The sequence below is a fragment of the Kitasatospora sp. NPDC057692 genome (genome assembly GCF_042799475.1).
Lineage (GTDB): Bacteria > Actinomycetota > Actinomycetes > Streptomycetales > Streptomycetaceae > Kitasatospora.
The window spans coordinates 19,501-40,471 of record NZ_JBHVIV010000068.1 but is presented as its reverse complement, the minus strand read 5'-3'; the positions used below and the strand labels follow the sequence as shown (position 1 = coordinate 40,471).

At 74.0% G+C, this 20,971-nt stretch carries 17 protein-coding genes; 6 read left to right on the top strand and 11 right to left on the bottom strand.

Annotation, left to right across the window (positions count from 1 at the left end; genetic code table 11):
• Positions 1-51 precede the first annotated feature (51 nt).
• Both ACFVFS_RS30205 and ACFVFS_RS30200 read right to left on the bottom strand, forming a co-directional pair.
• Positions 52-726: a Crp/Fnr family transcriptional regulator gene (locus tag ACFVFS_RS30205; protein WP_030288117.1), complete on the bottom strand. Its 675-nt coding sequence runs from the start codon at positions 724-726 to the stop codon at positions 52-54.
• Positions 727-1,009: 283 nt separating this feature from the next.
• The gene (locus ACFVFS_RS30200) at positions 1,010-2,014 is read right to left on the bottom strand and encodes a DUF5937 family protein (RefSeq protein ID WP_380628002.1); all 1,005 of its coding nucleotides are present in this window, start codon (positions 2,012-2,014) and stop codon (positions 1,010-1,012) included.
• 181 nt (positions 2,015-2,195) lie between these two features.
• Between ACFVFS_RS30200 and ACFVFS_RS30195 the strand changes: the two genes are divergently transcribed.
• Positions 2,196-3,050 carry an isocitrate lyase/phosphoenolpyruvate mutase family protein gene (locus ACFVFS_RS30195; RefSeq protein WP_380628001.1) on the top strand — a complete coding sequence of 285 codons (855 nt, stop codon included), beginning with the start codon at positions 2,196-2,198 and terminating at the stop codon, positions 3,048-3,050.
• A 108-nt stretch (positions 3,051-3,158) separates the two neighbouring features.
• Here ACFVFS_RS30195 and ACFVFS_RS30190 read toward each other — a convergent pair whose 3' ends face one another.
• Complete coding sequence (locus tag ACFVFS_RS30190) at positions 3,159-3,827, bottom strand: TetR/AcrR family transcriptional regulator (RefSeq protein ID WP_380628000.1); 669 nt, start codon at positions 3,825-3,827, stop codon at positions 3,159-3,161.
• Between the two features lie 103 nt (positions 3,828-3,930).
• Between ACFVFS_RS30190 and ACFVFS_RS30185 the strand changes: the two genes are divergently transcribed.
• From ACFVFS_RS30185 to ACFVFS_RS30170, 4 genes are all read left to right on the top strand, one after another.
• Positions 3,931-4,908, top strand: a complete 978-nt coding sequence (locus ACFVFS_RS30185; protein WP_380627999.1) for a beta-ketoacyl-ACP synthase III — start codon at positions 3,931-3,933, stop codon at positions 4,906-4,908.
• Positions 4,909-5,058: 150 nt separating this feature from the next.
• On the top strand, positions 5,059-5,958 hold the full coding sequence (gene nth, locus ACFVFS_RS30180; RefSeq protein ID WP_380627998.1) for an endonuclease III: 900 nt from the start codon (positions 5,059-5,061) through the stop codon (positions 5,956-5,958).
• 11 nt (positions 5,959-5,969) lie between these two features.
• On the top strand, positions 5,970-6,698 hold the full coding sequence (locus tag ACFVFS_RS30175; protein WP_380627996.1) for an NUDIX hydrolase: 729 nt from the start codon (positions 5,970-5,972) through the stop codon (positions 6,696-6,698).
• A 172-nt stretch (positions 6,699-6,870) separates the two neighbouring features.
• Positions 6,871-8,055, top strand: a complete 1,185-nt coding sequence (locus tag ACFVFS_RS30170) for a MarP family serine protease (RefSeq protein ID WP_380627994.1) — start codon at positions 6,871-6,873, stop codon at positions 8,053-8,055.
• 197 nt (positions 8,056-8,252) lie between these two features.
• Here ACFVFS_RS30170 and ACFVFS_RS30165 read toward each other — a convergent pair whose 3' ends face one another.
• From ACFVFS_RS30165 to ACFVFS_RS30135, 7 genes are all read right to left on the bottom strand, one after another.
• Positions 8,253-8,561, bottom strand: coding sequence for a hypothetical protein (locus ACFVFS_RS30165; protein ID WP_380627993.1), 309 nt, complete (start codon positions 8,559-8,561; stop codon positions 8,253-8,255).
• Between the two features lie 177 nt (positions 8,562-8,738).
• On the bottom strand, positions 8,739-9,728 hold the full coding sequence (locus ACFVFS_RS30160; protein WP_380627992.1) for an alpha/beta fold hydrolase: 990 nt from the start codon (positions 9,726-9,728) through the stop codon (positions 8,739-8,741).
• A 234-nt stretch (positions 9,729-9,962) separates the two neighbouring features.
• The gene (locus ACFVFS_RS30155; RefSeq protein WP_350558600.1) at positions 9,963-10,439 is read right to left on the bottom strand and encodes a phage holin family protein; all 477 of its coding nucleotides are present in this window, start codon (positions 10,437-10,439) and stop codon (positions 9,963-9,965) included.
• A 111-nt stretch (positions 10,440-10,550) separates the two neighbouring features.
• The gene (nhaA, locus tag ACFVFS_RS30150) at positions 10,551-12,029 is read right to left on the bottom strand and encodes a Na+/H+ antiporter NhaA (protein ID WP_380627991.1); all 1,479 of its coding nucleotides are present in this window, start codon (positions 12,027-12,029) and stop codon (positions 10,551-10,553) included.
• A gap of 221 nt (positions 12,030-12,250) precedes the next feature.
• Positions 12,251-14,227: an acetate--CoA ligase gene (gene acs / locus ACFVFS_RS30145; protein ID WP_380627990.1), complete on the bottom strand. Its 1,977-nt coding sequence runs from the start codon at positions 14,225-14,227 to the stop codon at positions 12,251-12,253.
• Between the two features lie 212 nt (positions 14,228-14,439).
• Positions 14,440-16,935 carry a SulP family inorganic anion transporter gene (locus tag ACFVFS_RS30140; protein ID WP_380627989.1) on the bottom strand — a complete coding sequence of 832 codons (2,496 nt, stop codon included), beginning with the start codon at positions 16,933-16,935 and terminating at the stop codon, positions 14,440-14,442.
• Between the two features lie 459 nt (positions 16,936-17,394).
• Positions 17,395-18,402, bottom strand: a complete 1,008-nt coding sequence (locus tag ACFVFS_RS30135; protein ID WP_380627988.1) for an ATP-binding protein — start codon at positions 18,400-18,402, stop codon at positions 17,395-17,397.
• Between the two features lie 221 nt (positions 18,403-18,623).
• Here ACFVFS_RS30135 and ACFVFS_RS30130 point away from each other — a divergent pair, with 221 nt between their 5' ends.
• Positions 18,624-19,544 (top strand): oxidoreductase, encoded by a 921-nt coding sequence (locus tag ACFVFS_RS30130; RefSeq protein ID WP_380627987.1) that lies wholly within the window; start codon positions 18,624-18,626, stop codon positions 19,542-19,544.
• Between the two features lie 363 nt (positions 19,545-19,907).
• Here ACFVFS_RS30130 and ACFVFS_RS30125 read toward each other — a convergent pair whose 3' ends face one another.
• Positions 19,908-20,888, bottom strand: coding sequence for an HAD family hydrolase (locus ACFVFS_RS30125; protein ID WP_380627986.1), 981 nt, complete (start codon positions 20,886-20,888; stop codon positions 19,908-19,910).
• Positions 20,889-20,971: the final 83 nt, after the last annotated feature.

The following is a 20,971-nucleotide window of genomic DNA, read 5'->3' as shown; positions in this document are numbered from 1 at the left end:
GGCCCGTACGCCGGAGCGTACGGGCCCTTTCCGCAAGCGGTGCGTGCGCGGCTACCGGGACCGGCGGGAGAGCCGCTCGACGTCCAGCAGGACGACCGCGCGGGCCTCCAGCTTCAGCCAGCCGCGGCCGGCGAAGTCGGCGAGCGCCTTGTTGACCGTCTCGCGGGAGGCACCGACCAACTGGGCCAGCTCCTCCTGGGTGAGGTCGTGGGCGACGTGGATGCCCTCCTCGGACTGCACGCCGAAACGGCGGGAGAGGTCCAGCAGGGCCTTGGCGACGCGCCCGGGCACGTCGGAGAAGACCAGGTCGGACATCACGTCATTGGTCCGGCGCAGGCGGCGGGCGATGGCGCGCAGCAGTGCGATCGAGACCTCGGGGCGGGCGTGCAGCCAGGGCTGGAGGTCACCGTGGCCGAGGCCGAGCAGCTTGACCTCGGTCAGCGCGCTCGCGGTGGCGGTGCGCGGGCCCGGGTCGAACAGCGAGAGCTCGCCGATCATCTCGCTGGGGCCGAGGACGGCGAGCATGTTCTCGCGGCCGTCCGGCGAGGCGCGGTGCAGCTTGACCTTGCCCTCGGCGACGACGTACAGCCGGTCGCCCGGGTCGCCCTCGTGGAAGAGCGACTCGCCGCGGGCGAGCGTCACCTCGGTCATGGAAGCGCGCAGCTCGCCGGCCTGTTCGTCGTCGAGTGCCGCGAAGAGTGCGGCGCGCCGCAGAACGTCGTCCACGTGCTTCCTCCTTCTCGGCCGGTCGGCCGTCAAGCCCTCCGGCACAAGTTCGTACAGTGCTCTGCATCACCAAGCATGGCGCATGTCGCTCCGATCATATGAGGAGGGGGTGTGCCGAGGTGTGCTGCGCGGGGCCATTCGTACCGCCGGGGTTGTCCCGCGAGTCGCCCGAACCGGCAGGTCAGCCGGGTCGGCGGGGCCCGATGATGCGGTCGCTGCCGGTCGTCGTGGGTCGGTATCGAGCCACGTTCGGTCGGGATCGGTCGGGCCCGGGCGGGAGCGGTCAGGCCCGGTCCGGGGCGAGCAGGGCGTCGGCGAGGGCGGTCCGGGCGTACAGCACGGCGTGACCGGCGCGGTGCGAACTGGTCAGCCCGGCGGCGCGCAGGGCGGTGAGGTGCTGGGAGACGCCGGCGGCGGAGAGCCCGGTGCGCCGGGCCAGCTCGGTGGTGGAGGCGGGCGCGTCGAGTTCGGCGAGCAGCCGGGCCCGGGAGCGGCCGAGGACGGCGGCGAGCGCCTCGGGGGTGTCGCCGACGGGGCGGGGCTCCCACAGGGTGGCGATCCCGCGCGCCGGGTAGGCGAGCTGCGGGGGGTCCGGCGGCAGCGTGCGGGTCAGCACCCGGGGCCAGGCGAACACCGAGGGCACCAGCACCAGGCCGGCCGCGGCGTCCAGCCGTTCGACCGCGCAGTGCCGCTGCTCCAGCCGCAGCGCCCCGCGCCCGGCGCCGTCCCAGCGGACGGTCCGGTGCAGGTCGTCGAGGACGCGGGCGGTGCCGTGGCCGACCGCCTGGCGGGCGCGGTGCAGCACGTCGGCGTCGAGCAGGGCGCGGATCCGGGCCCAGTGCGGCGCCAGCGCGAGGTCCCAGTACGCCTCGAGGTCGGCCGCGAGCCGGGGCAGCCGGGCGGCCGGGTCGCGGTACAGCGGTTCGAGGACGGCGGGCAGCCGACCGCCGCGCTCGGCGGCCAGGACGGCGAGGTCGGCGCGGACCAGTTCGGGGGAGGTCGCGGTGATCGCGGCCAGTTCGTCGGAGAGCGCGGGGGCGGCGGTACCGGGGACGGGGTTGAGGAAGTCCGGCAGGTGGCCGGCGGGCGGGACCATCGCGGCCAGCCGGCGCACGGCGGGCCCGGCGGCGGCGAGCCGGGGGCGGACCTGTGCGGCCCAGTGCCGGTGCTGCGCGGGGACGGTCGGCCGGGCGAGCACCCGGAGGCTGGTCACCACCTCCCACATCGGGGAGACGGCGAACCTGGTGCGCGCCAGGTCGTCGGCCGACAGCGCGAGTTCGGTCCGCATCGGTGTCCCCGCCCTCCCTCACCGGCCGTGATTCGGCCTCAGCTTAATCACTGGAACAGGGGCGCCCGTCGCCCGCAGGATGCCGTCGTCGCACCACCCGCGCTCCCCGCGTCCGCCTCCTTCCTCGCGACTCCCGCCTCCCGCCTCCCGCCCCGCTGATCCGTGAAAGCCGGTGACCCGCATGACCGCGTCCACCCCCCTCCCGTCCACCCCCCTCCCGTCCGCCGCCCTCCGTACGAAGGCCGCCCGTCTGCGGGCACTGGTCGCGGACGGCGTGCTCGTCCTGCCGAACGCCTGGGACGCCGGCAGCGCCGCCGTGATCGCCTCGGCCGGCGCCGCCGCGATCGCCACCACCAGCGGCGGCGTCTCCTGGTCGCTGGGCCGGGGCGACGGCCAGCGCCTCGACCGCAGGAGCGCCGTCGAGGCCGCCCGCCGGGTGGCGGAGGCCGTGGACCTGCCGGTGACCGTGGACGCCGAGGGTGGCTACGGCCCGGCGCCCGCCGATGTCGCGGACACCGTCCGGGCCCTGGTCGGGGCGGGCGCGGCCGGCGTCAACCTGGAGGACTCGACGGCGGTCGGCGGCCCGTTGTTCGCGGTGGACGAGCAGGCCGCCCGGCTGCGCGCGGCCCGGACGGCGGCGGAGGCGGCGGGCCTGCCGGAGCTGCTGGTCAACGCCCGCACGGATGTCTTCCTGTTCGGGTTGGGCGGACTCGACGACGTGCTCGCCCGGGCCGAGGCGTACGCGGCGGCGGGCGCCGACGGCCTCTTCGTACCGGGACTGCTGGACCTCGACGCGCTGGCCGAGCTCTGCGCCCGCTCACCGCTGCCGGTCAACGCGATGGCGGTGGCCGGCGGGCCTACCGTCGCCGAACTCGCCGCCGCGGGGGTGCGCCGGATCAGCACGGGCACCGTGGTGGCGCAGCTCGCCTACACCGCCGCGCGCCGGGCGGCCGCGGAACTGCTCGGCCCCGGCACCCTGACGGCACCGGCCGGCGCCCTCGGCTTCGGCGACGTCGACGCGCTGTTCCGGGGCTGACGGATCCGGCGGCCGGTGAACCGCGGCGGTTGGCTGAACCGCGGCGGTTGGCGGGCCGCGTGGGATCAGGCCCGCGCGCCGTCGGGCACGACCGCGCGCGGGCGGGTGTCAGGACTCCTGCGGCGCGGGCAGTTCGGCGAGCGCCGTCGGCTGCCCGGCGCCCGGGACGGGCAGCCCGAGCAGCCGCCGCATCGCCCGCCGGGCGCGGTCGGCGGCGCTCCGGTCGCCGTACAACCGGCGGGCGTGGTTGAGCGCGAGTGCTTGGCCGGTCAGCTCGAAGACGGTCTGCTCGGGCTCCGTCCCGGCGGGCAGCTGTCCGGCGGCGAGCGCCAGCTCGACCTGGTGCCGCACTCTCCGCTGCCAGAGCGCGTTGCGCGCCGCGACCGCCGAGCGGACCGGCCCGTGCTCCCGGTCGTCGAACTCGGCGGTCACCGTGGTGAAGAAGCAGCCGCCGGGCAGCAGATCGCGCTCCAGGTAGGAGACCCAGGCCTCGCACTGGGCGAGCAGCAGCGGAAGGCCCGGCGCGGCCCCGGCGGCCTCCGAGCGGTGCACCACCTCGCGGAGGAACAGCGCGACCGCCTCGTCGACGACGGCCAGCTGCAGGCTCTCCTTGGTGCCGAAGTGGCCCAGGACGCCGGACTTGCTCATCGACAGGTCGGTGGCGAGCCGCCCGATGGTCAGGCCCTCCAGTCCTTCGACCGAGGCGAGGTCCAGGCCGCGGGCCAGGATCGAGGCGCGGGTCCGGCGGGCGTCGGCGACTGATCTTCTCGGGCTCACCGCGCCAGTGTAGCGAGCGCCGGGGGATTTAGAGTCCGAACGGTCGGACGCTATAGTCCGGCGTGATGACGCCCCATCACCGACCCGTTCCCGAGGAGCAGCCGTGCAGGGTTCCCGCATCGTCGCGCTGGGCCACCACCAGCCCGCGAAGGTCCTGACCAACCACGACCTCGCGGGGATGGTCGACACCAGCGACGAGTGGATCCGGCAGCGCACCGGCATCGTGACCCGCCGCATCGCCGAGGAGGAGACCGTCACCGACCTCGCCGCCTCCGCCGCAGCCAAGGCGCTGGCCGCCGCCGGGCTGGACCCCGGGGAGGTCGACCTGGTGGTGGTCGCGACCTGCACCGCGATGGACCGCTGTCCGAGCATCGGCACCCAGGTCGCCGGGCGGCTGGGCATCCCGGCGGCGGTCGGCTTCGACGTCAACAACGGCTGCGCCGGCTTCTGCACCGCGCTCGCCACCGCCGACCACGCCGTGCGGGCCGGCGCCGCCCGGTACGCGCTGGTCGTCGGCGCGGAGCGGATGAGCGACGTCACCGACTGGACGGACCGCTCCACCTGCGTCCTGCTCGGCGACGGCGCGGGCGCCGCCGTGCTCGGCCCGGACACCTCCGGCCGCCCGGACACCGCGGGACGCCCGGGCGCCCACCGCCCGGGCGTCGGGCCGGTGGTCTGGGGGTCCGACCCGACCAGGGGCCACGCCGTCCGGCTGGACGACGGCTGGCGGCCGCACTTCCGCCAGGAGGGCCAGACCGTCTACCGATGGGCCACCACCGCCCTGGTCCCGATCGCCGAGGAGGCCTGCCGCCGGGCCGGCCTCGCCCCCGCCGACCTCGGTGCGGTGGTCACCCACCAGGCCAATCTGCGGATCATCGAGGCCCTGGTGGACCGCCTCGGCGCGACCGGCGCCGTGGTGGCCCGCGATGTCGTCGAGTCCGGCAACACCTCGGCCGCCTCCGTCCCGCTCGCCCTCGCCAAGCTGGTCGAGCGCGGCGAGGTGTCCAGCGGCGCCCCCGCCCTGCTGCTCGGCTTCGGCGGCGGCCTCTCCTGGGCCGGCCAGGTCGTCACCTGTCCCTGACACCTGACACCTGACACCTGTTGCCTGCCGCCTGTCGACCGGGTCGTCAGCTGCCCCTGACACCCGCCGGCCCGGCGCGCGACCACCGCTGGGGGCGCGGGCCTGGAGGATCCGCCCCGGGAGCGCGGCCGTCCGGCGTAGCCTTCACGCATGGCAGAGAGCAAGGTCCGGAAGACCGCGGCTGCGGGAAAGCCGGCGGGAGAGCCGGTGGGGAAGACGGTGGGGAAGACGGTCCGGGCGCGCAAGCCGGAGTCCCGGCTGGCGATGGTGCGGCGGGCGCGGAGGATCAACCGGGAGCTGGCGGAGCTGTACCCGTACGCGCACCCGGAGCTGGACTTCGACAACCCCTTCCAGCTGCTGGTGGCCACCGTGCTGTCGGCGCAGACCACCGACCTGCGGGTGAACCAGACGACGCCGGCGCTGTTCGCGAAGTACCCGATGCCGGAGGACATGGCGGCGGCGAACCCGGCGGAGCTGGAGGAGATCATCCGGCCGACCGGCTTCTTCCGGAACAAGGCGAAGTCGCTGATCGGCCTGTCGATCGCGCTGCGCGACGACTTCGGCGGGGAGGTGCCCGGTCGGCTGGAGGACCTGGTGACCCTGCCCGGGGTCGGCCGCAAGACCGCCAACGTCGTCCTCGGCAACGCCTTCGGGGTCCCCGGGATCACCGTGGACACCCACTTCGGGCGGCTGGCCCGCCGGTTCGGGTGGACCGCCGAGGACGACCCGGTGAAGGTCGAGGCGGCGGTCGCGGAGATCTTCCCGAAGTCCGAGTGGACGATGCTCTCGCACCGGGTGGTCTTCCACGGCCGGCGGATCTGCCACTCCCAGAAGCCGGCCTGCGGGGCCTGCCCGATCGCACCGCTCTGCCCCTCCTACGGGGAGGGCGAGACCGACCCGGAGAAGGCGAAGAAGTTGCTGAAGTACGAGCTGGGCGGCCACCCGGGCCAGCGGCTGCGGCCTCCCGCCGACTTCCCGGGCGAGGCCGGTGCCCGCGCCGACGCGGCCGCGCACCACGGCCAGGTCGCCGACCTGGCGGTGGCCGAGTGAGCGGGCGGGGGGTGCGGCAGGTCGAACGGGACGGGCTGCCGGGCTGGCTGGAGCCGGTCCGGGAGGCCGCGGAGCGGGTGCTGCCCGAGCAGCTGAGCCGCTTCCTTCCGCCGCCCGAGGGCGGCCGGGCCGCCGCCGTGCTGATGCTGTTCGGCGAGGGCGCGTCCGGACCGGACCTGCTGCTCATCGAACGGGCCCGCTCGCTGCGCTCGCACGCCGGGCAGCCGTCGTTCCCGGGCGGCGCGCTGGACCCGGAGGACGGCGACCCGGCGGGGCCCGGGCCGGTCGCGGCGGCGCTGCGCGAGGCCTGGGAGGAGACCGGCCTGGAGCCGGACGGCGTGCAGGTCTTCGCGACGCTGCCCGCGCTGTACATCCCGGTCAGCCGGTTCGTGGTGACGCCGGTGCTCGGCTGGTGGCGCGAGGAGTCGCCGGTCCGCCCGGTGGACCTGGGGGAGACCGGCGCGGTGTTCCGGGTGCCGATCACGGAGCTGACCGATCCGGCCAACCGGGCCCGGCTGCGGCACCCCTCCGGCCACCTGGGTCCGGCCTTCGCGGTCGGCGGGCGGCTGGTCTGGGGCTTCACGGCCGGGGTGATCGACCGGGTGCTGCACCACAGCGGCCTGGAGCTGCCGTGGGACGTCGGCCGGATCGTCGACCTCTCGGACGAGGCGCTGGAACTGGTGCAGGGCGACCTGGAGCGCTCCCGCGCGGTGCTCGGCCGGGACGCCGGGGCGCTGTGAACCCCGGGGCGGCAGGCGGGCCCCGCCTCCTCGGGCCCCGCCTCCTCGGGCCCCACCTCCTCGGGGGCCGCGGGGGCCGCGGGACGGCGGACGGGGCGGGCCCGCGCGGAGTCCCGGCCGGATTCGGCGTTAGCCCGCCCGGGCGGACGGTCCGCCGTGGGAGGGTGTCCGGGTGAACGTCCTGGATGTGCTGTTGATCGCCGCCGCCCTCGGATTCGCCGTCTCGGGCTACCGGCAGGGCTTCGTGGTCGGGGTGCTGTCGGTCCTCGGCTTCCTGGGCGGCGGCCTGCTCGCCGTCCAACTGCTGCCGCTGCTGCTCGACCACCTCAGCCCCGGGACGACCGCCTCGGTGATCGCGGTGGTGGTGGTGATCGTGCTGGCGGCGACCGGCCAGGCGATCACCACCCACTTCGGCTGGAAGCTGCGCGGCCACATCGACCGCCGCCCGGCCCGGGCCCTGGACGCCGCGGGCGGCGCCGTGGTCAACGTGATCTCGATGCTGCTGGTGGCCTGGCTGATCGGCTCGGCACTCGCCGGGACGTCCCTGCCGACGGTCTCCAAGCAGGTCCGCACCTCGTCCGTGCTGGGCGGCGTCCAGGACGCGCTGCCGGGCGACGCGCCCAACTGGTTCTCGGACTTCTCCAAGGTGCTCGCCCGCAACGGCTTCCCACAGGTGTTCAACCCCTTCGAGCACGAGCCGATCACCCAGGTCGACATCCCCGACCCGGCGCTGGCCGGCAGTCCGGCGGTGGCGAAGGCGCGGCAGAGCCTGGTCAAGGTGGTCGGCACCGCCACCGCCTGCGGCAAGACGCTGGAGGGCAGCGGCTTCGTCTACGCCCCGCACCGGGTGATGACCAACGCCCACGTGGTCGGCGGCGTCGACGAGCCGACCGTGCAGGTCGGCGGCGTCGGCCAGCTGTACGACGCGACGGTGGTCAGCTACGACTGGCAGCGCGACATCGCAGTCCTCGACGTGCCGAAGCTGAACGCGCCGCCGCTCGCCTTCGCGGGCGAGGCGAAGACCAACGACAGCGCCATCGTCGCGGGCTTCCCCGAGAACGGCGCCTTCAACGTCCAGCCGGCCCGTATCCGCGGCCGGATCCAGGCCAACGGCCCGGACATCTACCACCGCGGCCAGGTCGTCCGGGACGTCTACTCGGTGCGCTCGCTGGTCCGCCAGGGCAACAGCGGCGGCCCGCTGCTCACGCCGGACGGCCAGGTGTTCGGGATGGTGTTCGCCAAGTCGCTGGACAGCGCGGACACCGGGTACGTGCTGACCGCCGCCGAGGTGCGCCAGGACGCCGAGCAGGGGAGTGCCGCGACGGGGCGGGTGGACACCCAGGGCTGCGCGCTCTGAGTCCTGCGTCGAGGCCTCTGCGCAGGGGCTGCATGGGTCTGCGTGAGTTTGCGTGGGTCTTCGCGGGTCTTCGTGAGTCTTTGTGCGGTGACGTCTGCGCCGTGATCGGCCGGGGCCCGTCCGGTGGTCGGGAGGGTACGACGGGCGAGGGGTCGGACGGGCCGGGCCGGTGGTGGGCGGAGGGGGCCGGGGACCGGTCAGGTGTCGCGGCGGAGCCGGGCGCCAACCCAGCGGGCGCGGCGGCCGAGGATGTGCGGGATGCCGAGCTGCCGCTGCGCCGTGCGCGGGTGGCCGCCGGCCCCGTCGAAACCGCCGTCGAAGCCGCCGTCGTGGTGGCCTTCGAAGCGGCCGTCGAAGCCGGTTTTGTGGCCGCCGTCGTGGCTGCCGTCGCGGCCGGGTCCGTGGTCGTCCGCCCACTCGGGGCGGTGGGCGGAACGCTGCGTGCTGTTGCCGTTGCTGTGCTGTCGGCCGCGCGGGGCGCTGCCGCGATCGGGCATCCAGGTCATACCGCAATGGATGCCCCTGGGCCGACGGGGGTAACCGCCCGGTGGGGCATCAACGTGGCCTATGCGTTTGTCATATGAACGTCACATCAAGGGAGTTGGGACCTTCGGCCCCGTTCGCCCATCCGGGCGCCGGGACCTCGGACCCGTGCCCTTCCCCGGCCGAGGACCGTTGGTCCTTCAGTCCTTGTGCCGGCCGATCCAGTCCAGCAGTTCGGCGGTGAACTGCTCCGGCGCCTCCTCGTGCGGGAAGTGCCCGATGCCCGGCAGCAGCCGCCAGCGGTACGGCGCGGCCACGTACTCTCCGCCGCCCAGCGCGGTGTGCGACAGCAGCACCGGGTCGGCCGCGCCCTGGACGTGCAGGGTGGGTGCGGTGATCGGCTTCTTCATCCGGCGGGCGAACTGGATGCCGTCGGGCCGGGCCATCGAGCGCAGCAGCCACCGGTAGGGCTCGATCGAGCAGTGCGCGGTGCTGGGGATCTGGATCGCCTGCCGGTACGCGGCCACCGCCGTGCGGTCCAGCTGGTTGCGGCCGGTCCAGGCGTCCAGGTAGCGGCCGACCAGCGCGGCGTCGTCGGCCACCAGGCGGCGCTCCGGTATCCACGGCCGCTGGAAGCCCAGCACGTGCTCGAAGGCGGCCAGCTGCTTGCGGTCGGTGAGCAGGGCCCGGCGGAGGTCGCGGGGGTGCGCGGCCGAGACCACGGTGAGGCTCTGGATCACGGAAGGGCGCATCACGGCCGCCACCCAGGCCAGCGTGCCGCCGGAGGCGTGGCCGACCAGGTGCGCGCGGTCCTCGCCGAGGGAGCGGATCACCCCGGTGATGTCCAGCGCGAGGTTGCCGGGGTCGTAGCCGCGCGGGGTGCGGTCACTGCCGCCGACGCCGCGCAGGTCCACGGCGACGGCCCGGTAGCCGGCCGCGGCCAGCGCGGTCAGCTGGTGGCGCCAGGCCCACCAGTACTCGGGCCAGCCGTGCACCAGCAGGACCAGCGGGCCCTCGCCGAGTTCGGCGATGTGGAACCGCGCGCCGTTGGCGGCGAGGTCGCGGTGGATCCACGGCCCGGCCTGCCGGACGTCCCAGGCGGCCGGGGGCGCGTCCTGGGCGCCGCCGGAGCCGGTGAGGCCGGAGCTGTCGGACGGCTGCGCGGGCACGTGCTTCTGGTCGAGCGACATACCGAGAGCGTGTCATATCCGCGCGCCGGACACGCGCCCGGCACTCGCACTCGGGCCGTTCCGGCCGGTCGTGCAACGGGCGCGGGTTCCCTGGCGCGTTCCTGGCGCGATCCCCGCGTGTGCCTGGCGCGATCCCCTCGTGTGCTCGCCGGAGCCCCGGTGGTGTCCCCGGCGGCGTCCCTGGAGATGTCCCCGGTGGTGTCCCTGTGGGTGTCCCCGGCGCGCCGGGCGGGCCTACGGGATGCGGCCCAGGGCGCGGTCGATCTCCTCCTTGGTGGCGGGCCGCGGCCGCGCGTTCTTCAGCACGTCGGCGGTCTTCTGCGCACCCTCGATGGTCCGGACCGGCTTCTCGATCTTCTTGAAGGAGCGCAGCGCGAGCAGGCCCAGCAGCACCGCCAGCAGCAGGTACGCGCCGGCCACGATCAGGAACGACCAGCCGAGCGACAGACCCAGCGCGTGGATGCCGAACGCGGCGGCCGCGCTCAGCATCGGGACGGCGGCCAGCGCGACCACGCCGGCCACGCCCAGTGAGACGCCGCCCGAGACGCCGCGCTTGACGTCGGCGCGGATCTCGGCCTTGGCGAGCGCGATCTCGTCGTGGACCAGGGCGGACAGGTCGGCGGTGGCCGCGGCGAACAGCTGCCCCACCGAACGCTCGCCCTCATAGGGCGCCCGGCCGTTGCTGGACGGGTCTGCGGCTCCTGCGGGCATCAGCGGTTCTCCTCTTCGGTGGACTGTCGACAGTTCAGAATCATGCCCCTACCGGAGGAGCGGACACCACTCCGGGGCCCCGCCGGGGGGACGTGTCCGGTGGGCGGCCGCTCAGCGGGCCCCGTCGCGGCCCTCGTCCGCCGGGTGTGTCGGCGCCGCGTCCGTCGGCTGGGACTGCGGCTGCGGGGCCTCCTGACGGCGGGACCGTTCGGCCATGCGGTGCTGCCAGGCCGGGTCGTCCAGCTGGTAGACGTCGGGGATGCCGTCGCCGTCGAGGTCGCGGTCCTCCTCCTCGCAGAGCGCGCGGTAGTGCCGGTTGCGCAGCTTGAGCAGCACGGTGGCGATCAGCGCGCAGATCAGCGAGCCCACCAGGACGGCAGCCTTAGCCCGGTCGGCGAGCGCCTGGTCGTCCGGGAAGGCCAGCTCGTCGATCAGCAGCGAGACGGTGAAGCCGATGCCGGCCAGGACCGAGACGGCGAACAGGTCGGCCCACTTGAGCTGCGGGTTCAGCTCGGCCCGGGTGAAGCGGGCGGTCAGCCAGGTGCCGCCGAAGACGCCCACGGTCTTGCCGACCAGCAGGCCGACCATGATGCCGATCGGGGTGGCCTGGGTGAACACCTCGCGCAACGCCGGACCGGAGATCGTCACCCCGGCCGCGAACAGCGCGAACACCGGCACCGCGAGCCCGGCCGAGAGCGGACGGACCAGGTGCTCGATGTGCTCGCCGGGGGAGTGCTCCTCGTCGCCCTCCCGGTGGCAGCGGAGCATCAGGCCCATCGCGACGCCCGCCACGGTGGCGTGCACGCCGCTCTCGTGCATCAGCGCCCAGATCACGAAGGCGAGCGGCACGAACAGGTACCAGCCGTGCACCCCGCGCCGGTGCAGGAACCAGAACAGCACGAGCCCGGCGAAGGCCAGCCCGAGCGCCCAGAACTTGATGCCGGAGCTGTAGAAGACCGCGATGATCAGGATCGCGATCAGGTCGTCCACCACCGCGAGGGTGAGCAGGAAGGCGCGCAGCGCGGAGGGCAGGTGGCTGCCGACCACGGCGAGCACACCGAGGGCGAAGGCGATGTCGGTGGCGGTCGGGACGGCCCAGCCCGCCGGGTGCCCGCCCGGACCCGCGTTGATGACGGTGTACAGGACGGCGGGCAGCACGACGCCGCAGACGGCGGCGATGACGGGCAGCATCGCTGCGCGGGGGCTGCGCAGCTCGCCCGCCACGAACTCGCGCTTGAGCTCGATGCCGGCCACGAAGAAGAAGATGGTCAGCAGGCCGTCCTTGGCCCAGGTGCCCAGGGAGAGGTCGAGGTGGAGCGGGCCGGAGGGGCCGACGGTGTGGTTCAGGACGGACTGGTAGGAGTCCGGCCAGACATTGGCCCAGATCAGCGCGACGACCGCGGCGACGAGCAGCAGGACGCCGCCGACCGTCTCGGTGCGCAGGGCGTCCAGGATGTAGGTGCGCTCGGGGAGCGGCAGCCTGCCGAGGAACTGGCGGCGTTGGGGCGTCGGCTCGTGGACGGGCGGCTGGCTGGCCACGCGCGGCCTCCTGGGGCGAGGGGACGGTATGTGGATACACCGGTGGTGCATCGCCGACCAGACTTCCCGGCTCGCCCTGTGACGCGGATCTTGATGCGCCTTTGACATTGTAGCGTGGCGATAGAGCGACATCCGGATTGTCCTACTTCAAGGAAGTAAGCCCTCGCGGCCCGTTGTGCACGGCGACGGCCCCCGGACATGACGGTGCCCCGGGCGATCCTGACCGCCCGGGGCACCGTCATGTGTGCCTCACCGCCGCCTCATGGCGTGGGTCAGCTCTCGCTGCCCGCCGGCGGCAGCTGGGCCTGGATGAGGTTCATCACCGTCGAGTCGGCCAGCGTGGTGGTGTCGCCGACCTCGCGGCCCTCGGCGATGTCGCGCAGCAGACGGCGCATGATCTTGCCGGAGCGGGTCTTCGGCAGCTCGCCGACCACCTTGATCTGCTTCGGCTTGGCGATCGGGCCGAGCGTGCGGCCGACGTGCGCCCGCAGCTCCTCGACCAGCTCGGGGCTGTCGGTGGCGCTGCCGCGCAGGATCACGAAGGCGACGATCGCCTGGCCGGTGGTGGCGTCGGTGGCGCCGACCACGGCGGACTCGGCCACCGACGGGTGCCCGACCAGCGCCGACTCGACCTCGGTGGTCGAAATGTTGTGGCCGGAGACCAGCATGACGTCGTCGACCCGGCCGAGCAGCCAGATGTCGCCGTCCTCGTCCTTCTTGGCGCCGTCGCCGGCGAAGTAGCGGCCCTCGAAGCGCGACCAGTAGGTGTCGATGTAGCGCTGGTCGTCGCCCCAGATGGTGCGCAGCATGGACGGCCACGGCTCGGTGAGCACCAGGTAGCCGCCGGAGCCGTTCGGGACCTCGACGGCGTTGTCGTCGACCACGGTGGCCGCGATGCCCGGCAGCGCGCGCTGGGCCGAGCCCGGCTTGGTCTCGGTGACGCCCGGCAGCGGGCTGATCATGATCGCGCCGGTCTCGGTCTGCCACCAGGTGTCCACGATCGGGGCCTTGCCGGCGCCGATGTGCTCGCGGTACCAGATCCACGCCTCGGGGTTGATCGGCTCGCCGACGCTGCCCAGCACCCGCAGCGAGGACAGGTCGAACTTCGCGGGGATGTCGTCGCCCCACTTCATGAAGGTGCGGATCGCGGTGGGCGCGGTGTAGAGGATGGTCACGCCGTACTTCTGGACGACCTCCCAGAAGCGGCCCTGGTGCGGGGTGTCCGGGGTGCCCTCGTAGATGACCTGGGTGGCGCCGTTGGAGAGCGGGCCGTAGACGATGTACGAGTGGCCGGTGACCCAGCCGATGTCGGCGGTGCACCAGTAGACGTCGGTCTCCGGCTTGAGGTCGAAGACGGCGTGGTGGGTGTAGCTGGCCTGGGTGAGGTAGCCGCCCGAGGTGTGCAGGATGCCCTTGGGCTTCCCGGTGGTGCCCGAGGTGTAGAGGATGAAGAGCGGGTGCTCGGCGTCGTGCGCCTCGGGGGTGTGCTCGGTGGACTGGCGCCCGGTGGCCTCGTGCCACCAGACGTCGCGGCCCTCGGTCCAGGCGACCTCCTGGCCGGTGCGGCGCACGACCAGGACGTGCTCGACGCCGTCGACCTTGGTCAGCGCCTCGTCGATGGCCGGCTTGAGGGCGGACGGCTTGCCGCGCCGGTAGCCGCCGTCGGCGGTGATGACCAGCTTGGCCTGGGCGTCCTGGATGCGGGAGGCCACGGCGTCGGCGGAGAAGCCGCCGAAGACCACCGAGTGGGTGGCGCCGATCCGGGCGCAGGCGAGCATCGCGACGACCGCCTCGGCGATCATCGGCAGGTAGATCGCGACCCGGTCGCCCTTGGCGACACCGAGCTCCAGCAGCGCGTTGGCGGCCTGCGAGACCTCGTCCTTGAGCTGGGCGTAGGTGATCGAGCGGCCGTCGCCGGGCTCGCCCTCGAAGTGGATGGCGACGCGGTCGCCGTTGCCGGCCTCGACGTGCCGGTCCACACAGTTGTAGGCCACGTTGAGCGTGCCGTCGGCGAACCACTTGGCGAACGGCGGGTTGGACCAGTCGAGGGTCTCGGTGGGCTCGACGGCCCAGCTGAGGCGGCGGGCCTGCTCGGCCCAGAAGCCGAGGCGGTCCTCGGAGGCCTGAGCGTACGCGGCCGCGGTGACGTTGGCGGCTGCGGCGAGCTCTGCCGGCGGGGCGAAACGCCGCTCCTCCTTGAGCAGGTTGGCCAGGCTCTCGTTGCTCAACGCGCACTCCTCATGAGTCATGATCGGGGTCGTTTCCCGTGCGTGGGGATTGTCCCGTGTGTCCCAGCGCACAGCTCACCAGGCGAAGAGGTCAGTTGACAAGAGGCTCCGGGTAATTGGTGTAGACCTTTGACCGGGCGTCGAACGACCGCCCGAGGTCAGTGCCGCCCCGGGGCGGTACGGGGAGGTGGGCCCGCGTCCTTGGCCCGCCCGGCGGGACGCGGGCCCGGCTCTCAGGCGGCCAGGCCGGGACCTCCGCCGCCCCGGACCGGATCACCGGCGGAGGTACCGGTGGCCGGGACCTGTTCGAATCCGTCCACACGCCCGGGCGTGTCGGGTTCCTGCCGCAGGGTGGACGCCCGCTGCGCCCGCGCTCGCGCCGGTGCTGTCTCTGCCGCTCCTGCCGCCCCCGCCGCTCCTACCGCGACCGGTGCCGGTGCGACGGCCGGCGGCGCGGCCTCGACCGGGCCGAACCGACCGCTCTCCCGGTCGAGCACGTAGGCCTGCGCGGTGGCGAGGTCGAAGTACATGCCGACCAGCCTCAAGGTCCCCTCGGCCACCCGCCGCTCCACCGCCGGGTTGGCCATCAGCTGGTCCAGCTGCTGGACGACGTTGGTGATGCAGAGCTGCTCGGTCAGGTCGACCGCCGGGCGGTCGGCGAACTCCGCCGGGACCCTGCGCAGCCGGTCCAGCGAGCCGCGGCCGTTGCGCAGCCAGCGGGCCAGCGGCGTGGGCCGGCCGGGCTGCTCGTGCACGCCGTCCAGCAGGGCCTTCATCGCCCCGCAGCCCGAGTGCCCGCAGATGGTGATCGACCGTACCTCCAGTACCTCGACCGCGTACTGCACCGCGGCCGCCACCGAGTCGTCGGCCGCACCCGGCTCGTGCGGCGCCGGCACCAGGTTGCCGACGTTGCGTACGGTGAAGAGGTCGCCCGGGCCGCTGTTGGTGATCATGCTGGTGACCATCCGGGAGTCGGCGCAGGTCAGGAAGAGCTGGGAGGGTGTCTGCCCCTCCCGGGCGAGCCGGGCGAGCTCGGGCCGCACCAGCGGGGCGGTGTGCAGCTGGAACACCCGGACGCCGTCCAGCAGCCGGCCGTGCGGGTCCTCCTGCTGCTCGATGCAGTGGTGGCCGACCCAAGGGGTCCAGGCGCGGCAGCGGTGCGGGCCGGGGGAGCTGCCGGTGCGGACGGTGCCGTCCGGGTCGAGCACCTCATCGTCCTGGCGGCGCGTCACCATCGACACCCGTCCGCCGCCCGCCTGATGGGCGCTGCGCCAGGTGTGCACGGTCTCGAAGGCGGCGTGGTCCAGGAAGGAGCCGTCGTGGACGACGGTGACCTCGGCGCCGGCCGGGATGCCCGCCAGCGCCCGGCTGAGCCGGGGCACCGCGGTGAAGGTGAGCGGGCCGTGGGTCTCCACGGTGAACGAGCCGTCGGGGCCGGCCAGGACGTCCACATGGGCGCGGGTCAGCCGGTAGAGCGCGAGCAGGACGGCCGTCCCCGCGCCCAGCGCCACCCCGGGCAGGACCCCGAGCAGCACCACGGCGACCACGGTGGTCAGGTAGACGGGGAACTCGCGGTGCCGGTGCACCTTGCGGATGTGCGCGAAGCTCACCATCTGCAGGCCTACCACCAGCACCAGGGCGGCGAGCGCGGCGAGCGGGATCCTGCGCAGCCCTCCGGCCAGCGCCAGCGCGGCCGCCAGCACCCACACGCCGTGCAGCACCGAGGACCGGCGGCTCTGCGCCCCGGCCCGGACGTTGGCCGTGCTGCGCACCGCGCCGCCGGCGATCGGCAGCCCGCCGACCAGTCCGCTGACCAGGTTGGCGAGGCCCTGGCCGCGCAGCTCGCGGTCGAGGTCCCCGGTGCGGCGCGACATCCGGTCGACCGCGACGGCGGAGAGCAGTGACTCGACGCTCGCCACGGCGGTGACGGTCAGGACGGCGCCGAGGACGGCGAGCGGCGCGCCGTGCGGCAGGTCGGGGGCGAGGCCGTGAAGCTGCCAGGCGGGCAGTTCGACCCGGGCGATCCGCAGGTCCAGCGCGACGGCGAGCAGGGTGGCGGCGGCGACGGCGGCCAGCGGGCCGGGGACCTTGGCCAGTCGGGCGCCGAACTCCCCGTACCGGCCGGGGAGCCGCTCCAGCCGGGACCAGCCGAGCAGCACGGCGACGGTGACCGCGCCGACGGCCAGGGCCGCGGGGTGAGGGGTCGCCAACTGTCCGGGCAGGGCGGTCAGGTTGGCCGGCGCCGAGCTCTGCGGCGAAGCGCCGAGGACGACGTGCAGCTGGGCGATGGCGATGGCGAGGCCGACCCCCGCCAGCATGCCGTGCACGATGGCGGGCGAGACGGCCAGCGCGGTGCGGGCCACCCGGCGCACCCCGAGAAGGAGTTGGAGCAGGCCGGCGGCGAGGGTGATGGCGCAGGTGGCCTGCCAGCCGTACTGGGCGATGAGCCCGGCGGTGATCACGGTGAGCGCGGCGGAGGGGCCGCTGACCTGCAGCGGGGTGCCGCCGAACAGGCCGACCACGATGCCGCCGACGGCCGCCGCGGCCAGCCCGGCGGTGAGCGGGGCGCCGGTGGCCAGGGCGATGCCGAGGGAGAACGGCACGGCGATCAGGAACACCACCAGGGAGGCCGAGAGGTCCCGTGTCCAGACGTCGCGGGGACGTCGGCCCGGTGGTGCGTGGTCGGTGGTGTCGGAGGCGATGGGGGCGCTGGAGATGTCGAGGGTCATGGGTGTTCCCGTCTGTCCGGGGAAACGAACGCAGTCAGGTCCGGCGGTGAGTCCGGGCGTGGGCTCGGTGAAGCGGATCGGCTGTCGTGGGTCGCGACGGTGTGGCGGGATGGCGCGGTCGGGCCGGGAGTGCGGGGTGTCACCGGCCGGGCTTCGGTCCATCGGGCCGCCCGGCGGTCGCTCGGCGGGGCACTGGGAGGAGCCAGGCCACGGCGAGGGACACCGGGACGGAAGCGGAACATCAAGACTCGGTAAACCGAGGGTAATGAGAGCTTTGCACAGCGTCATTCGAAGCGACAGTGAATAACGGCCTGATTCACCCCATTGGGTGGTGGCCGAACGGACGGGAATCTGCTGGTGGCGGGCCTGTCGGGAGCGGTGCGGGCCGGGCGCGCGAGCGGGCCGCGGCCCCCGTGCGGGGGACCGCGGCCCGTGGGTGCTGCTGCTGGGGGCGCCGGCTCAGCCGACCGCGCCGGCGGTGGTGGGCTCGCCTGCCGGTGCGGCCCGGCCGCCGAGCACGAAGTCCGGGTCGACCTGGGCGGCGAGGTCCGTGCCGACCTTGGCGTTGGCCCAGCTCTCGGCGTTGCGCAGGTGGAAGTGGACGGCCTGCTCGGTGTACCGGCGCGGGTCGCGCAGCTCGTGCGCGGCGTCGGCCGTGGTGCGCAGCTCGTCCAGCGCGGCGCGGTTGGCGGGTTCGAGGGCTTGCAGGGGTGGCTGCGCGCCCTGCTCCAGGCGGCGCACCCAGTCGGACTGGCCGAAGGTCGTCAGCAGGTCCTCGCCGACCTCCCGGCGGAGGAAGGTCAGGTCGTCGGCGCCCTGCACCTTGTTGCCGACGACCCGCAGCCGCACCCCGAAGTCGTGCGCGTAGTCCCGGTACTGGCGGTACACCGAGACGCCCTTGCGGGTGGGCTCGGCGACCAGGAAGGTGAGGTCGAAGCGGGTGAACAGGCCCGAGGCGAAGGAGTCGGAGCCGGCCGTCATGTCGGTCACCACGTACTCCTCCCGGCCGTCGACCAGGTGGTTGAGCAGCAGCTCGACCGCGCCGACCTTGGAGTGGTAGCAGGCGACGCCGAGGTCCTCATCGGTGAACGCGCCGGTCGCCAGCAGCCGCACCGAGCCCTCGTCGAGCGCGACCGGGCGGGCGCAGGCCGCGTAGACCGGGTTCTCCTCGACGATCCGCAGCAGCCGCGAGCCCCGGCCCGGCGGGGTGGTCTTGATCATCTCCTCGGCGGAGCGGATCCGCGGGTTGCTGCCGCGCAGGTACTCCTTGATCGCGGGCAGGTGGGCCCCGAGCGCGGGCAGCGCGGCGGCCTGCTCGTCCGTCAGGCCGAGCGCGGGGCCGAGGTGCTGGTTGATGTCGGCGTCGACGGCGAGGACCGGTCGGCCCGCGGCGGCCAGGTGGCGGATGAACAGCGCGGACAGCGTCGTCTTGCCGCTGCCGCCCTTGCCGACGAAGGCGATCTTCATCTTGGGACTCCGGCTCTCGCTCCTGGGGCCCGCCGCGGTCGCGGCTGCGCGCCGCGGCGAGGTCGACGATTCCCCCCGAGTTGGAAATCGTTATCGTCTTCGACAGTGGTCATGCTATCGGGGTTTGGGCCTGCGGACGGGCGGGAAGTGAGGATTGCCTCTAACGGGTGATGTGAGGTTGCTGTTCCGGCCGGGGCGTCCGGGTCATTACTCTCGGGTAGGTGAGCACTGGAACAGATCCCCTCGCCCCGCTGGCCCAGCTCCCCGGAGTGCCGGACGCGGTGGCCGAGGTGCGCAAGGCCGTCGACCGCCTCTACGGCCACCGGGTGATGCGCCGCCGCGCGGCCGAGGTCACCTCCGAGTCCGCCCTGCGCGGCGCCCGCGCCTCGGCGGCGCTGGCCGGGGCCGACTGGTCGCTGGAGGAGGTCCGGCGGCGCAGCGACTTCGGCGCGGACCCCGAGGCCCGCGCGGTGGGCGCCGCACTGCGGGTCGCGGCCGAGGCGGGCCAGCTGCTGAGCATCTGGCGGCACTCGCCGCTCCAGGTGCTGGCCAGGCTGCATCTGCTGGCGGTCGGTGACGCCGACCCCGCGGCGGGCCGCCCGCGGCAGGGCGGCGAGGGCACCGACGAACCGTTCCCGCTGGAACTGAAGCCGGTGGAGGGCGTCGCGGCGGAGCACGGCCCGGCCGCCGAGTCGACCGGCGCGCCGACGGGCGGGCCGGTGCCGGTGCTGCCCGCGGCGCCCGGCCCGGAAGAGGTCGCCGCCCGCCTCGACCAGCTCTCCCGGCTGCTGGTGGCCCGCGCGGAGGGCCAGGGCGTCGGGACGCCGGCCCTGGTGGTCGCCTCGGTGGTGCACGGCGAACTGCTGGCGCTGCGGCCGTTCGGCGCGTACAACGGCCTGATCGCCCGGGCGGCCCAGCGGATCGTGCTGATCGCCGAGGGGCTCGACCCGAAGTCGATCTGCCCGGCCGAGGTCGGCCTCGTGGAGCTGGGGACGGACGCCTACCGGCGGGCGCTGGCGGGCTATCTGGCGGGGACGCCGGAGGGACTGGCGGCCTGGATCGGGCACTGCGGCCGGGCGCTGCGGCTCGGAGTGCGGGAGAGCACGGCGGTCTGCGAGGCGATGCAGCGCGGCATGGTCTGAGCGCTGGGAGCGGGTGTCCGGCCCCGACTTCCGGGCCCGGACAGCGAGATGCGGCGGCACCTGATCCTGCCAGGTGCCGCCGCTGGCACAGATGCCGGGTGACCATGCATGCACCGGAAGTGCCGATCAGACGGGGATCCTGCCCGTTCGTCTGGTCCGGCGGCCCGACAGCGGGTCGGCTGCATGTGGGTGCTCGGTCATCTGTACGGCGGTCCGTGGGGCCTGAACTGCGTTGTCGGTTTGACCTCTTCGGTCCTGACCGGGTCTCGCGGGCCGTGCTTCATTTGTATCGCGTTTCGGGCGAAAGGGGAACCCGAAAAGTTCCGTTCTCGGCTTTTGACCGTTTTGTCCAACGCTCTGCGGTCAGGCCGCCGGGCGACGGCGCCGGGCGGCGTACCAGATGACCCCGGCCGTCAGCGCGGCCGTGCCGACCGCCACCGCCGTCAGCACCGAGCGGCTCGGCGCCGAGAATTCCGGGAGCCGGCGCCGGAGTTCCACCGGCTTGTCGAAGACCAGCACCGGCCACTCGCGGGCCACCGCCTCCTTGCGCAGCGCCCGGTCCGGGTTGACCGCCGAGGGGTGGCCGACCGCCTCCAGCAGCGGCAGGTCCGTCGACGAGTCGCTGTAGGCGTAGCACTCGGCCAGGTCGTAGCCCTCGACCTCGGCCAGCTCCCGGATCGCTGCGGCCTTGTTCTCGGCGTAGGCGTAGTACTCGATCTCGCCGGTGTAGCAGCCGTCCTCGATCTTCAGCCTGGTCGCGATCACGTGGTCGGCGCCGAGCAGCGCGCCGATCGGCTCGACCACCTCGGAGCCGGAGCTGCTGACGATGACCACGTCGCGGCCGGCGGCGTGGTGCTGCTCGATGAGCGAGGCGGCCTCGTCGTAGATGATCGGGTCGATCAGGTTGTGCAGGGTCTCGGCGACGATCTCGCGGACCTGCTGCACGTTCCAGCCCCGGGTCAGTGCGGAGAGGTACTCCCGCATCTTCTCCATCTGGTCGTGGTCCGCGCCGCCCACCAGGAAGACGAACTGGGCGTACGCACTTCGCAGGACGGCCCGACGGTTGATCAGGCCGCCCTGGTAGAAGGGGCGGCTGAACGCCAGGGCGCTCGACTTGGCGATGATCGTCTTGTCGAGGTCGAAGAAGGCGGCGGTGCGCGGTCCGGCCGGGTGCGGCCGTACGGTCGGCGGGCGGGCTCCGGACGGGGCGGAGCCGGCCGTTCCGGGGCCCGCGCCGGTCACGGTCGTCCCCTCGGGCCCGGGCGTCCCGTCGGTCCCGGCGGCTGCGGCGGTGGAGTCCGGGGACTCGTCGGCGTGCTCGTCGGCGTTCTCGGTGGTGTCCACGGGAACCGAGGATAGAGGGCGCCGCAAAACAGCCCGCCATTCGGCGTACTCGCGGGCGTGCGGGTTTGTGTTTCTGGCCGCTC